Below are 13,745 nucleotides of genomic sequence, written 5' to 3'. Positions count from 1 at the left end.
GTTCAGCAAGCGAGACGCACTGTCTCATACGTAGCCCAGCGCCCCCAGCAGTGCGCCCGCGCCTAATACCCATAATAGATGCAGTTTCGTGCGCCAGATGACGATGCAGCTCGCCAGCGTCAGCAGCCACAGCGGCCAGTGCTCGCTGCTGCCGCCCGCCGAACTGGCGAGAATCCAGGCGGTCGACAGCAGCAGGGCGATCACGACCGGCGCCATGCCCTGCTTGAAAGCGCGTACGGCACGCAGCTCGCGGTTGCGGTGGCCCCATTGCGCGACCTGGTAAGTAAAGATGGTCGAGGGCAGCAGGATGCCGATCATGGTGGTCGCCACGCCGAGGAAGGCGGCCGTGGTGCTGCCGGCGTTCATGCCCACTTTCCAGCCCATCAGCGCCACGAACAGCACGTTCGGTCCGGGCGCGGCCTGGGCCAGCGCGATCGAGTCGTTGAACTGGGCCTGGGTCAGCCAGCCATGCTGTTCGACCAGGAAGCGGTGCATTTCCGAGGTGGTCGAGATGGCGCCGCCGAGCGACATCAGCGACAGCAGCAGGTAGTGGCCGAACAGGTTCAGCCAGTCGTGCCATGCAAGGGTGATCTGGATCGCGCCGTTCATCGCAGCTTCCTGTAGGCGAGGATGCAGCCGAGGCTGCCGAGCCCGAGCAGCACATAGGCCAGCGGGAATTTCAGCAGGGCGACCAGGACGAAGCCGACGGCCACGATGGCCAGGCACCAGGGCAGGGGCACGGGGCTGCGCGCCAGCGCAGTGGAGAGCTTGAGCCCGGCCGCCGCGATCAGCCCGGCGGAGACGGCCGCCATGCCGCGCAGGGCGCCCGCGACGTAGGTGTTGTCGGCGAAGCGCGCGTGCACGACGGCCAGCAGCAGGATCAGCACCAGCGGCACGGCCAGCATGCCTGCCAGGGCCGTGAGCGCGCCGCGCAGTCCGAAATAGCGCGCGCCGATCATCATCGACAGGTTGACCACGTTCGGCCCCGGCATGATCTGCGCGACCGCCCAGTCCTCGATGAATTCGTCCTGGGTCAGCCAGCGCTTGCGCTCGACGAGTTCGCGCTGGACGATCGCCAGTACGCCGCCGAAGCCCTGCAGGGCCAGGACGGTGAAGGCGACGAACAGGTCGGGCAGGGATGTGGGGCGCGGACGGTCGTGCAGCTGCTCAGTGCTAGGCGGGGATGTCATCCAGCCATTATCGCCCTCGGGCGTCTTCCTGTCACGGACCGCTCATCCGTGATTTCCCTTAGTCAGCCCCCGCCGATCCCGCGCATTACGCGGCCGCTGCCGCCGCACTGCGGGCAGGACTTGCCGTCGGACAGTTTGCCGCTGCCCGAGCAGGCTTCGCAGATGTCTTCGCCGGCCCCGGGCGTGCCGGGAGTGGCTTCGTCGCCGGGATTCAGGTCGGGTTCGTTCGTCGTCGCCATGGATGCCTCGCAGGTGGAAGGTGAACACGGCCATTCTAGGACGATCCCGGCTACGGCGGCGTTCTCTTGCCGAGCGACTATTTCGGTTTTTTACACTTTTAGATAGGAAGTTGACATTGACATTGTTTGATATTGATGAATACTCGTTAGGGAACTAAACCCGACAAGGCGAGGTCAGGATGGAGAAAGCCCCAATCGAACAAGCGGCCGTGCTGGCCATGGACGAAGCCCGGACCAATCTGCGCCAGCGCCGCATCGTCGACGCCGGCATCGCAGTGCAGGGCAGCATGAATACCATGTCCGCCGTCGAGTACCTGCGAAGGCGCGATATCGGCCGCGACGTCATCGAGCGCGTGCTGCTCGAACCGCACCGGCGCCGCGCGCGCGCCTGAATGTTTCCTACTGTTAGCGCTTTTCGATGTCAAAACTGCACGTTTGTTGCAAAACATGCGCTGCGCTTATGCACATTAATTTCTTTTTTTTATCTTTGAGCCTATGCGGGATGGTTGTGCGCACGATCTCGCAAGTCATTGATTTTTCGTGAGTTCGGCATTGCCCGTCGAATGGGCAAGTTGTTGTAAGCCGCATGCGGACAGCATTTCGGGCTGTCAAGTCCCGCCTTTTCCACAAAGTTATTCACAGACTTTGTGGATATCCGGAAAAGTTCTTTAGTTACGGCCACTTAGCCCAAGAGGATCGTGTAGTACGCGAAGTCCTCTCCACGCATTCGCAACTTAAATGCTACAGGGTACAAAAGTCCGAGTGCAAAATAGGCTTGCGGAGCCCTACTGGACAAATGTACAGTTGCGTTGTTTACCCTTGCCATTTGCTCATGTCCGCTGCCGCTGCCGTCCCCCTTGTCGATGATCCTTTCGCCACCCTGAACCCAGAACAGCGCGCGGCGGTCGAGCACGACATCGGTGCCGGGAGCAGCCGCCCCTTGCTGGTCGTGGCCGGCGCCGGCTCCGGCAAGACCAATACGCTGGCGCACCGGGTGGCGCGCCTGATCCTCTCGGGCGCCGATCCGCAGCGCATCCTGCTGCTGACCTTTTCGCGGCGCGCCGCCAACGAGATGACCCAGCGCGCCGGGAACGTGCTGCAGCGCATCCTGAAAAGCAGCAGCGCCGGCGCGCCGACCTTGCCCTGGGCCGGCACCTTCCACAGCATCGGCGCACGCCTGCTGCGCGAGTTTTCGGGCCGCATCGGACTCGACGAATCCTTCACCATCCACGACCGCGGCGATTCCGAGGACCTGATGGGCCTGGTGCGGCACGAGATCGGCCTGACCCAGACCGCCAAGCGCTTTCCCCTGAAGGGCACCTGCCTGTCGATCTATTCGCGGGTGGTGAACGCGCGCGAGCCGCTCGACCTGGTGCTGAAGAGCACCTTCCCCTGGTGCATGGAGTGGGAAGCGGAGCTGAAGCGCCTGTTCGGCGCCTATGTCGACGCCAAGCAGGAGCAGAACGTGCTCGACTACGACGACCTGCTGCTGTTCTGGGCCGAGATGGCCTCGGATCCGGAGCTCGGTCCCGAGATCGGTTCCCTGTTCGACCACGTGCTGGTCGACGAGTACCAGGACACCAATCGCCTGCAGGCGGCCATCATCAGCGGCATGAAGCCGGACGGCGCCGGCGTGATGGTGGTCGGCGACGATGCCCAGTCGATCTATTCCTTCCGCGGCGCGACGGTGCGCAACATCCTCGATTTCCCGAAGCAGTTCAGCCAGCCGGCGCAGCTGATCACGCTCGACCGCAACTACCGCTCCACGCAGCCCATCCTCGACGCTTCGAACGCGGTGATTGCGGCCGCGCTCGAGCGCCATGCGAAGACGCTGTGGACGGACAAGGTGGCAACGCAGTTGCCGCAGATGGTTCTGATTCCCGACGAGGCGGAGCAGGCGCGCTGGGTCTGCAACCGCATCCTCGAGCACCGCGAGGCGGGCATCAAGCTCACCACACAGGCCGTGCTGTTCCGTGCGGCCAGCCACAGCGCGGCGCTGGAACTCGAACTGATGCGCCGGAACATCCCCTTCGTGAAATTCGGCGGCCTGAAATTCCTGGAAGCCTCGCACATCAAGGACGTGCTGGCCGTGCTGCGTTTCGCCCAGAATCCGAACGGGCGCATGGCCGGTTTCCGCGTGCTGCAACTGATCCCCGGCATCGGTCCGGCCACGGCCACGCGCCTGCTCGACGCGGTGGCCGAGGCGCCGGAAGCGCTCGATGCGGTCGAGGCGTTCACGCCGCCGGGAAAAAGCCAGGGCGACTGGCAGGAATTCGTCACCCTGTATCGCAGGTTGCGCACGCCCGGCCTGCGCTGGCCGGCGGACATCGAGCTGGTGCGCGACTGGTACCTGCCGCACCTGGAGCGCCTGCACGACGATGCCGCCGTGCGCGCGGCCGACGTCGCCCAGCTGGCGCAACTGGCGGGCGGCCACGGCAGCCGGGAAAATTTCCTGGCCGAGATCACGCTCGATCCGCCGGAAGCGACCAGCGACCGCGCCGGCCCGCCCTTGCTGGACGAGGATTACCTGATCCTCTCGACCATCCATTCGAGCAAGGGGCAGGAGTGGAAATCGGTGCACGTGCTGAACGTCGTCGACGGCTGCATTCCCTCGGACATGAGCACCGGCAGTGCCGAGGAAATCGAGGAAGAGCGGCGCCTGCTGTACGTGGCCATGACGCGCGCCAAGGAGCACCTGCACCTGGTGGTGCCGAACCGCTTCTTCATCAAACAGCAGGCGCAGATGGGCGACCGCCACGTATATGCCGCGCGCACGCGCTTCCTCACGCCGGCCATGCTCAAGCATTTCGAGGAGTGCGTCTGGATCACGGCCGACAAGGCGCAGTCGAAAAAACCGATGCCCGACAGCGTCAGGATGCTGGTGCGCGACCGGGCAAGGAATGCGTGGAAGTAGAGCGGGAAGCCCGGCCAAGGCTGACTTATCCCCCGTTGTAGGACTTTGTAGGAATTTACTGATAACCCTGCTGTAGACGCGGCGCTAGTTCGTGCAAGCCATTGATTTTAAAGGGCACAATTTCTGCCTGCAGAATGGGCATTTTGTTGAAACCCGCATCAATACTGCGCTTGCGGCTTGTCAAGTGGTGCTTTTCCACATAGTTATCCACAAATCCTGTGGATAGTGAGGCATTTCTATTGAAATCAAAGACTTGAGTGCCGGAGTTTGCGCTAGATCAAACTCTGCAGTGCGCTGAGCGCCGCCAGTCCTGTGAGCGAAATTGCAACACCCTGATGGCCGCCGAGCCGGGACGCGCGCGGGTTGATGCGCACGATGGGCACCCCCTGCATTTCGCTCACGCGCCGCACCGAAGGAATGTCGACGCCGGCCCCGATTTCGACCACGACCAGCTTGCGCACGGCCTGGCGCCAACGCCGCAGCCGCTCGAATTGGGCGTCGGTCCGGTCGCTGATCCAGGCGCCGTCGTTGAACATCAGGATGTTGGGCCGCGCCAGGGCGCCGCAGTGCGGGCAGACGGGCGGCGCGCAGCGCAGGCGGCAGGCGGCGCTGTCGACGTCCGGAACGAAGGCATCGGTCGCCCAGGTTGCATCCGAGCAGGGCCGCGTGCATTGCAGGTGGTGGATCGAGCCATGGCATTCGACGATGCGGTCGCCGCCAAAGCCGGCGCGCTGGAACTGGCCGTCGACGTTGCTCGTGAAGACGAAGGCGCCGCCCGGCATCTTTGCCGCCAGCTCGCGCAGGATGGCGAAGCCGGCGTGCGGCACCGTGTCGCGGTACAGCTGCAGGCGGTGGCCGTAGAAACCCCAGGCGAGCAGGGGATCGGTCTCAAAAGCGGCCGGGTTGGCGATCTCGTGGAAGTCGATGCCGGACGCGCGCAGGGCCGGATAGGCTCGCCAGAAGCCCTGGCTGCCGCGAAAGTCGGGCAGGCCGGAATCGACGCCCATGCCGGCGCCGGCGCAGACCAGCAGCGCTTGTGCATCGCGCAGCAACTGCGCGGCCTGGGACAGGGCCTCCTGCGTCATCGGTAGGCTTCGACAGCGCAGCCCGCCAGGTCCGGCGCCTTCAGCTTCACGGGGCCATACCATTCGTCGACCGGCACGAAGCCGCCCTTGCGCCGGATCCACACCGTCCCGCTGCCCTTGTCGAGCAAGGCCGAATGCTGGAAGCCGTCGGGCACCTTGCCCTTCCGGTTCGGCAGGCGCACCACGACCAGGTCCGCGGTGCGCGCGCCGTGCAGCTGCGGACGCTCGGCTTTCGGCAGCGGCTTGCCGAAACCGGAAAACGAGATGTCGTAGGCATCGATCAGCTGCTCGGCCGCCGGGCACGCGGCCTGGGCCGGCAGATTGAATCCGAGCACGAGCGCTACGGCAAGACTGGACAGGCGTTTCATCAGGGTGGTGTCTCCTGTGGGTCGAAGAGGGACTAGCGCATCGCCGCCGTCAGGCGCTGCAACTGCTCCAGGAAGCGTTCGCAGGCCAGCGCCGGCGGCCAGGGTTCCCAGGGCGTGCCGCCGTACAGCGCGACCAGCGGATCGTCCTGCAGCACGGCGGCCTGGATTTTCAAGGTGCTGCGCACTTCCTCGCGCGACCAGCCGGCCACGTGCACGGCTTCGCTGGCGGCGGCCAGGCGGTCGGCGCGCTTGTGGCGGGCGTGATCGAGCGCCGTCCACGAGGGCAGACCGTAGCGCAGGAAGACCGCCTGCTCCAGGCGTTTGCTCAATTCCCTGAAACCTTCGCCGAGGAAGGGCTTGATCACCGACAGCGCATCGAAGCCGAGCAGGCCTTCTTCGGCGTCGTGCAGCAGTTCGCGCAGTTCGAGCAGGGGATCGATGCGGCCGAGGGCGGCGCGCTGCAGCAGCATGACCGTGATCGAGTGCTGGGCCACCGAGAGCGGCAGCGGCCAGGCCGAGTGGCCGCCCCAGCGGTAGGTGCGGGCCAGGCCGAGCGCGAGGTCGGCGTCGTCCCAGTCGAATGGGGTCGGGTTCAGCAAGTCCAGCCGTTTGCCCGAGGGCATGCGCACCCAGGCGCGCTGGCTGGCCATCAGGAAAGTCGGTTCGTCGTTCTCATAGGGCCAATTCTACACAGGGCAGCCGAACCGTTGCGGCCGGCATGGATGGGGACAGGCGCAAGCGGAGGCCCTTGATCCATGCGAACATGGGCGAATGGAGGCGGCATACACTGGATCGGTTTGCGATTCCAAAGGAGGCCCCGTGGACGAACAGGCTACCCGCTACGAATGCGACGTATTGATCGTCGGCGGCGGCATCAACGGCGCCGCCATCGCGCGCGACGCCGCCGGGCGCGGCCTGCGCGTGGTGCTGTGCGAAAAGGACGACCTCGCCCAGCACACCTCCTCGGCCTCCAGCAAGCTGATCCACGGCGGCCTGCGCTACCTCGAGCATTACGAATTCGGCCTGGTGCGCAAGGCCCTGCTCGAACGCGAAACCCTGCTGCGCAGCGCGCCCCACATCATGCGGCCGCTGCGCTTCATCATGCCGCATGACGCCGGGGCGCGGCCCGCCTGGCTGATCCGCGCCGGCCTGTTCCTCTACGACCGCCTGGCGCGGCGCGAATTCCTGCCCGGCTCGCATGGGCTCGACCTGCGCAGCCATCCCGCCGGCGACGCGCTGCAGCCGCAGTTCACGCACGGTTTCATGTATTCCGACGGCTGGGTCGACGACGCCCGCCTGGTGGTGCTGAATGCGCTCGATGCGCACGAACGCGGCGCCGTCGTCCTCACCCATGCGCGCTGCAACAGGCCGCAGCGCCACCCGGACGGCTGGAGCGCCACCCTGGAAACCGAAGGCCGCCACCTGCACGTGACGGCGCGCTGCCTGGTAAACGCCGCCGGCCCCTGGGCCGCGCGTTTCCTGCTCGGCGCGACCAACGCCTCGGGCGGGCAGGCGCTGCGCCTCATCAAGGGCAGCCACATCGTCGTGCCGCGCCTGTTCGAGCATCCGCATGCCTACATCTTCCAGCATCCGGACGGACGCATCGTGTTCGCGCTGCCCTACGAGGGCGCATTCACCCTGGTCGGCACCACCGACGTCGATTTCCGGGGCGAGCTCGACAAGGTGGCGATCAGCCTTGAAGAAATCGATTACCTGTGCCGGCTGGTCAACCGCTATTTCCGCCGCCAGCTGACGCCTGCGGACGTGCTGTGGAGCTATGCCGGCGTGCGTCCGCTGGTCGAGGATGCGGCCGCCAGCGCGGCCAGGGCCACGCGCGACTTCCGGCTGGAGCCCGACCTGGCCGGGGCGCCGCTGCTGTCGGTTTTCGGCGGCAAGATCACCACCAGCCGCAAGCTGGCCGAGCAGGCCGTGGACTGGATCTGCCGGGCGCTCGGCCGTGCCGTTCCGGCCTGGACCGAACTGGCTTGCCTGCCGGGCGGCGACCTCTACGGTCCGCGCCCCGACAAGCGCAGCGTGCTGGAATTTGCCGCATGGAGCGCGCGGCAGGCCGGCCGTTACCACTGGCTGCCGGCGCCGCTGCTGGAACGCTACCTGCGCGCCTACGGCACCCGCGTCCACACCTTGCTGGCGCGCAGGAACAGCCTGGCCGACATGGGGCAGGAAGTCGTGCCCGGGCTGTACGCCGCCGAGATCGACTACCTGATGACCCACGAATGGGCACGCGGCAGCGCCGACATCCTATGGCGCCGCACCAAGCTGGGGCTGCACCTGGCGCCGGGCAGCGCGGCACTGCTGGACGAGTGGATTGCGGCGAAGCAAGGGGCGCTGGCGCTCTGATGCTCATCCTAGGCACTGTCCTGCATAACTTTGGGCAAAAACAACACGTCTAGTGCATATAACAGCCTCTGCTTTTTCAGAGTATGAGCCAAATAATATATGCCGTTTTAGGTCCATAACAATATAATATTTTTAACAATATTTCGCCCGCCGGATTGTTGCCTCGGCTATTCTTATTGGCAACCGGCACCAAGACCGGAACGATAGGAAACACCGATCGAAGTACATTTTTCCGAGAGACAAGAAAACATGCACATCCCAGCAATTACGCTGCGTAGCGTCGTCGCCATTGGGGCGCTGGCGCTCGCCGGTTCGGCTTTCGCCGCCGGCCAGGAGGGCCAGGTCGTCGCCAAGGACCAGAAGACGGGCAAGATCCGCAATGCCACCGCCGCCGAAGCCAAGCAGCTGAACGAACTGCGCGCCGCCGACCGCGCCGCGCAGAAGGCCGCGCGCCAGGCCGCCGGTGCCCCGGCTACCGGTGTCGTGCGCCTGCAGCAGAACGGCATCGCCGCCGCCCACGTCGACGAAGAGTCGGTGTCCTACTCGGTGGTGCACCGTACCGCCGACGGCAAGCTCGAAGCCGACTGCATCCACGGCAAGACCGCCGCCGAAGCCGCCCTGACCACCCCAGTGACCAAGCATTCCGAGGAGCACCAGCATGAAGTCCAATAAGCGCCCAAGCCTGACCCTGGTGGCCGCGGCCCTGGCGCTTGCCTGTGCCGGCATGGGCTCCGCTCACGCAGCTGCCAAGATCGTCATCAACAACCTGAACGCGGCCGGTGTCGGCTTCAACGACACGACCCCGGCTACCCCCGTCGGCGGCAACACCGGGACCACCATCGGCCAGCAGCGCCTGATCGCGTTCACCCACGCGGCCAACATCTGGGGCGCGACCCTGACCAGCAATGTGCCGATCGTCATCAATGCCCAGTTCGTTCCGCTGTCGTGCACCGCCACCAGCGCCGTGCTGGGCAGCGCCGGCGCGACCCAGGTGTTCGCCGACTTCCCGGGCGCCCCGAAGGCCGGCACCCTATATTCGTACGCGCTGGCAAATAAACTATACGGCAGCGAGATCTCCGACTCCCCGGGTCCGCAGATCAACGCCCGCTTCAACTCCGAACTGGGCAAGGCCAACTGCCTGTCCGGCAGCAGCTTCTACCTGGGCCTGGACGCCAACGAAGGCAGCAACATCGACTTCGTCGCCACCCTGCTGCACGAAATGGGCCATGGCCTGGGCTTCCAGACCTTCACCAACGGCCAGACCGGCGCCACCTTCGCCGGCTATCCGTCGGCCTGGGACCACTACCTGCTCGACAACACGACCGGCAAGCTGTGGGTCAACATGACCAACGCCGAGCGCGCCGCCTCCTCGCTCAAGCCTTCGGGCCTGTCCTGGACCGGTCCGCGCGTGACCGCGGCCGTGCCCTCGGTGCTGACCGCCACCGCCGAACTGCGCGTCGTCGGCGCCGGTGCCCGCACCCCGAGCGGCGACATGTACAAGGTCGGCGAAGCCGATTTCGGACCGAAGCTGGACAAGTCGCCGCTGACCGGCCAGGTCGCCCAGGTGGCCCTGCAGCCTGACAGCCCGGGCTCGGCCTGCACCGCGTTCAACGCGGCCAATGCCGAAGCGGTGCGCAACAAGATCGCCCTGGTCAGCCGCGGCACCTGCGGCTTCGCCGTCAAGGTCAAGAACGCCCAGGACGCCGGCGCGATCGGCGTGATCGTGGCCGACAACGCCCCCGGCGCCGTGACCGGCATGGGCGGCGCGGATCCGAGCGTGACGATCCCTTCGGTGCGCGTGACGCAAGCCGACGGCGCGCTGCTCGCCGCCAGCCTGACCAAGCCGAACGGCAATACGAACGGCACCGTGGCCAAGATGCAGCGTTCGAAGACCCAGCTGTCGGGCGCCGATGCCCAGGGCCGCATCACGATGTTCACGCCCGATCCGTACCAGCCGGGTTCCTCGGTCTCGCACTACAACACGACCGCCACCCGCAACCAGCTGATGGAACCGGCCATCAGCGCCGACCTGACCCATGCGGTCACGGCGCCGACCGACCTGACGATGGAACTGTTCAAGGATATCGGCTGGTAATCGCCGAAGCCTGAACGAGAAACCGCGGCTGCTGCAGCCGCGGTTTTTTTTGGCGAGAGCGCTTGATCATCGCCTGATATTGCGTAATTGCAACCTTCTGGATAGACTGCTCCTCCCACCGCTTACCCGAGGCGCCGTATGTTCAAGATCCCTATCGTCATGCTGTCCAGCCTGTTCTTATTCACGCAGGCAGGCGGCGTGCTCGCCCAGCAGGGCGGCAACGCTGCCTGGGAGGCGGGCCCCCGTGCGGCCGACCAGGCCTACTGGGCCGCCTACAACCGTGCCGATGCCGATGCCATGAATGCCTGGCTGGCGCCGGACGTCGAGTTCTACCACGACCGCGGCGGCAAGCTGATCGGCAAGAAGGCCTTGTCGGCCGCGAACGACGTCATGAAGACGAATCCCGTCAAACTGCGGCGCGAGGCCGTGCCGGGCACGCTCCGTTTCTTCCCGATGCGCGAGGGCAAGACAGTCTATGGCGCCGTCGTGACGGGGGAGCACAACTTTTATGCGCGTGAACCCGGGAGAAAGGAAGCCTTTGTCGGCCGCGCGCATTTCTCGCACCTGATGCGTCTGAGCGGCAAGGAGTGGCGCGTTGCGCGCATCTACAGCTATGAGCACGTGGACGCGCCGGCGCGCAAGTGAATCGAATCCGCCCCATGAACAAACCCCGCGCAAGCGGGGTTTTTGTTTGCCTGTCCGTCAGCGCGCGTGCTGCGCCAGCCAGGCATCGATCTCCGGCAGGCGCTCGCGGCGCACCTTGATGCGGTCCTCGATCGCCGCGACCGCCGTCTCGGCATCGCGCCTTGCCTCGGGGGCGATATGGGCCTCGGCGTAGGCGCGCACCTTGCCGATCATCGCCGGCGTGCTCGCGCTGCCCGCCAGGCCCGGCACGTAGCGGCTGCGCGAGGTGGCGTCGACGCGGGCGTTGACGGCGTCGATGTGGGCGAGGGCGAAGTCGAAGGCCAGTTCCGGGTGGCTGCGCGAGACCATGGCGATCATCGCCGCGCCGTTGGTCGCGCCCGGCTCGTCCGTCAGGGCCAGCGCCAGTGCGCGTTCGGCCAGCGCGCGGTCCTCGCTCGACGCCAGCAGCGCATACATCGTGTCCTTGATCATCGGCGACTTTTCGGCCTGCGCGCTGCGGCGCATCGCTTCCCAGCCGGCGGCGTCGGCGTGTTCGGCCACGACCGACAGGATGGTCTTGCGCAGCGGACCCGGGACCGCGGCCGGGTCGCTGGCGCTCAGCGCGTAGCGGCGGCGCGCTTCCGCGATCGTGGCCTCGTCGCCCAAATCGCTCAGGGTCGAGATCAGCTGCGTACGCAGGTTCGCGTGCGAGGTCGGCTCGTCGGCTTTCGCGGTCCAGCCGATCTGCGCCATCACCGGCGCCAGGCGTTTGACGGCGTAGGCATCGAGGCGCGCGCGCCCGGCCTTGTCTTCGCCGTACATCGCATGCAGGCTGCCCAGGCCGCGCGCGACCTGCGCCCACACCTGCGGATCGGCCTGCGCGGGCGCGGCCTCGGCCAGGTCGAGGAAGTTCGAGGCCGGCTGCAGGCCCGCCATGCCGAGCGACCAGCTGTCGGCCAGCATGCCGAGCTGGTCGATCGGGGCGAGCGTGGCGAACTGCTGCGCCAGCTGGGCGAAGCCGGCCTGGCTGTACAGGGTGCGGTAGTAGCCGCTCTGGCCGGCGTTGACGACGACCGGCGCGCAGCCGGGCAGGGACAGGCTGCCCTTGCCGCCGGCAACCAGCGTGCGCGCCTGCGTCGTGCCGCCGGCCGCCTGCGCGATCACGGGCACGCGCCAGCTCAGGGCTTTGCGGTTCGGCTGGTCGCGCGAGAACTCGCCCTGGGTGAGCGCGACCGTCATGCTGCCGCCCTTGCACACCGGCTCGCCGACGCGGATCAGCGGCACGCCCGGCTGCAGCGTGAAATCGTGGGCGATCGCCGTCACCGGTTTCGCCGCCGCGCGCTCGACCTGGCGCCACAGGTCGCTCGAGGCCGTATTGCCGTAGGCGTGTTCGCGCATATAGGCACGCACGCCGCGGCGCCAGGCATCCTCGCCCACATAGGCTTCCAGCATGCGGATCACGGCTTCGCCCTTTTGATAGGTGATCTCGTCGAAAGCCTGGCTGGCCTGTTCGACGGTCTTCACGTGCTGCACCACCGGGTGCGTGGTGGCCAGCGCGTCGCGGCGCATGGCGCCGTCGCGGTTGCCCACGGCTTCCAGCGCCGTGTTCCATTCCGGGTGAAGGCGCGCCGTCATGCGCGACTCCATCCAGGAAGCGAAGCCTTCGTTCAGCCACAGGTCGTCCCACCAGCGCATCGTGACCAGGTCGCCGAACCACTGGTGCGCCATCTCGTGGGCGGCGGTGGCGAAAACTTCCTGCTTGTCGCGCTGGGTCGAAATCGCCGGATCGAGCAGCAGCGCGTATTCGAAGGTGAAGATCGCGCCCCAGTTTTCCATCGCGCCGAAGAACTGGCTGCGGCCGGGACCGGCGATGTTGTCCAGTTTCGGCAGCGGATAGCGCACGCCGAAGTAGTCGTTGTACTCGCGCAGGATGGCTTTCGACGATTCCAGCGCAAAGGCCGCCTGCGGCAGGCCGCCGCGGCGCGTGACGACGCCCAGTTCCGTGCCGTCCACAGTCGCCGTGGCGCGCTCGAAGTCGCCCAGCGCGAAGAACAGCAGATAGGTCGACATCTTCGGCGAATCGGCGAAGCGCAGTTCGACGCGGCCGTCGGGCAGCGCGGTGCTGGACTTGACGGGCATGTTACTGACGGCCATCTCGCCCGCCGGCACCGTGGCGCGCAGGGCGAAAGTCGCCTTGTAGGCCGGCTCGTCCCAGGACGGGATCATGCGCCGCGCATCCGAGTTCTCGAACTGGGTGAACAGGCCGCGGCGCTTGCCCTCGGGTGTGTCGTAATCGAGCGAGAACAGGCCGACGGCCTGGGTGCCGATGATGCCGGTGTAGTCGAGGCGCAGCGTGTAGCGGCCTTTGGCGAGCGGCTTGGCGAAGCGGAAGGTGGCGGTCTGCGCCTCCTCGTTGACGGCGATGCGGGCCTCCTGCGCCGCGCCCGACTTCGGCGCCAGCGTGGCTTTCGCGAAGCTCAGGTCCGCCGCGTTCAGCGTGATGCTGCCGGTCGGCGCCGTGACCTCTAGATCGATCGCAGCCTGGCCGCTGAAGCGCGCGTTCGGCGCATCCGGCACCAGCGCGATGTCGTAGTGCAGCGGACGCACGCCGCGCGGCAGCTGGGTGGTGGTTTCGGCCACCGCCTTCGATACGGCCTTGGGCGCGGCGATTACGGGAAGGGCAGGGAGGCCGGCGAAGGCGAGTGCGAGGGCGGCGGACAGCAGGCTGCGGTGCATGGGGTTCTTTCGTCGTGGGGCGTCAAGTGAATGCGCCAATCTAGCCTCCCGCCCGCGGCATGTCAATCTGCCAAGGAGAGCTGCCCGCGCCCGGCGTTTGCGGCTATGATTCCCTCGGCACCTCACCACAACAAAT

At 66.5% G+C, this 13,745-nt stretch carries 13 protein-coding genes; 6 read left to right on the top strand and 7 right to left on the bottom strand.

The window, feature by feature from the left end; translation table 11 throughout:
* Positions 1-24: 24 nt before the first annotated feature.
* The 3 genes from ACFPQ5_RS12380 to ACFPQ5_RS12370 form a co-directional block, all read right to left on the bottom strand.
* Positions 25-609, bottom strand: a complete 585-nt coding sequence (locus ACFPQ5_RS12380) for a chromate transporter (RefSeq protein WP_379755688.1) — start codon at positions 607-609, stop codon at positions 25-27.
* On the bottom strand, positions 606-1,190 hold the full coding sequence (locus ACFPQ5_RS12375) for a chromate transporter (RefSeq protein WP_379755685.1): 585 nt from the start codon (positions 1,188-1,190) through the stop codon (positions 606-608). Before ACFPQ5_RS12375 ends, ACFPQ5_RS12380 begins: the two co-directional genes overlap by 4 nt.
* Before the next feature lie 62 nt (positions 1,191-1,252).
* A complete protein-coding gene (locus ACFPQ5_RS12370; RefSeq protein ID WP_379755682.1) occupies positions 1,253-1,429 on the bottom strand; it encodes a hypothetical protein in 177 nt (58 codons plus the stop codon).
* A 179-nt stretch (positions 1,430-1,608) separates the two neighbouring features.
* Between ACFPQ5_RS12370 and ACFPQ5_RS12365 the strand changes: the two genes are divergently transcribed.
* Positions 1,609-1,821 carry a hypothetical protein gene (locus ACFPQ5_RS12365; RefSeq protein WP_379755679.1) on the top strand — a complete coding sequence of 71 codons (213 nt, stop codon included), beginning with the start codon at positions 1,609-1,611 and terminating at the stop codon, positions 1,819-1,821.
* A gap of 440 nt (positions 1,822-2,261) precedes the next feature.
* Positions 2,262-4,343 (top strand): ATP-dependent helicase, encoded by a 2,082-nt coding sequence (locus ACFPQ5_RS12360; RefSeq protein WP_379755676.1) that lies wholly within the window; start codon positions 2,262-2,264, stop codon positions 4,341-4,343.
* 272 nt (positions 4,344-4,615) lie between these two features.
* Here ACFPQ5_RS12360 and ACFPQ5_RS12355 read toward each other — a convergent pair whose 3' ends face one another.
* Genes ACFPQ5_RS12355 through ACFPQ5_RS12345 form a run of 3 tightly spaced genes read right to left on the bottom strand, consistent with a single transcriptional unit; the run spans position 4,616 to position 6,446 of the window.
* Complete coding sequence (locus tag ACFPQ5_RS12355; RefSeq protein WP_379755673.1) at positions 4,616-5,428, bottom strand: SIR2 family NAD-dependent protein deacylase; 813 nt, start codon at positions 5,426-5,428, stop codon at positions 4,616-4,618.
* Positions 5,425-5,796 carry a hypothetical protein gene (locus ACFPQ5_RS12350; RefSeq protein ID WP_379755670.1) on the bottom strand — a complete coding sequence of 124 codons (372 nt, stop codon included), beginning with the start codon at positions 5,794-5,796 and terminating at the stop codon, positions 5,425-5,427. Before ACFPQ5_RS12350 ends, ACFPQ5_RS12355 begins: the two co-directional genes overlap by 4 nt.
* A gap of 32 nt (positions 5,797-5,828) precedes the next feature.
* Positions 5,829-6,446 (bottom strand): phosphohydrolase, encoded by a 618-nt coding sequence (locus tag ACFPQ5_RS12345; RefSeq protein WP_379755667.1) that lies wholly within the window; start codon positions 6,444-6,446, stop codon positions 5,829-5,831.
* A gap of 121 nt (positions 6,447-6,567) precedes the next feature.
* Here ACFPQ5_RS12345 and glpD point away from each other — a divergent pair, with 121 nt between their 5' ends.
* The 4 genes from glpD to ACFPQ5_RS12325 all read left to right on the top strand — a co-directional run bounded on the left by glpD (position 6,568) and on the right by ACFPQ5_RS12325 (position 10,894).
* Positions 6,568-8,154 (top strand): glycerol-3-phosphate dehydrogenase, encoded by a 1,587-nt coding sequence (glpD, locus tag ACFPQ5_RS12340; protein WP_379755664.1) that lies wholly within the window; start codon positions 6,568-6,570, stop codon positions 8,152-8,154.
* Between the two features lie 249 nt (positions 8,155-8,403).
* Positions 8,404-8,826, top strand: coding sequence for a post-PEP-CTERM-1 domain-containing protein (locus ACFPQ5_RS12335; RefSeq protein ID WP_379755661.1), 423 nt, complete (start codon positions 8,404-8,406; stop codon positions 8,824-8,826).
* The gene (locus tag ACFPQ5_RS12330; protein WP_379755659.1) at positions 8,813-10,249 is read left to right on the top strand and encodes a PA domain-containing protein; all 1,437 of its coding nucleotides are present in this window, start codon (positions 8,813-8,815) and stop codon (positions 10,247-10,249) included. The genes ACFPQ5_RS12335 and ACFPQ5_RS12330 overlap by 14 nt, the downstream gene beginning before the upstream one ends.
* 138 nt (positions 10,250-10,387) lie before the next feature.
* Positions 10,388-10,894 (top strand): nuclear transport factor 2 family protein, encoded by a 507-nt coding sequence (locus tag ACFPQ5_RS12325; protein ID WP_379755656.1) that lies wholly within the window; start codon positions 10,388-10,390, stop codon positions 10,892-10,894.
* A 57-nt stretch (positions 10,895-10,951) separates the two neighbouring features.
* Here the strand turns inward: ACFPQ5_RS12325 and ACFPQ5_RS12320 are convergent, their stop codons facing one another.
* Positions 10,952-13,609 (bottom strand): M1 family metallopeptidase, encoded by a 2,658-nt coding sequence (locus ACFPQ5_RS12320; RefSeq protein WP_379755652.1) that lies wholly within the window; start codon positions 13,607-13,609, stop codon positions 10,952-10,954.
* Between the last annotated feature and the right edge of the window lie 136 nt (positions 13,610-13,745).

The sequence above is a fragment of the Massilia suwonensis genome, assembly GCF_042655665.1.
GTDB lineage: Bacteria > Pseudomonadota > Gammaproteobacteria > Burkholderiales > Burkholderiaceae_D > Telluria > Telluria suwonensis.
Note: the sequence above shows the minus strand (reverse complement) of the source record. Positions and strands in the feature narration are given on the sequence as shown.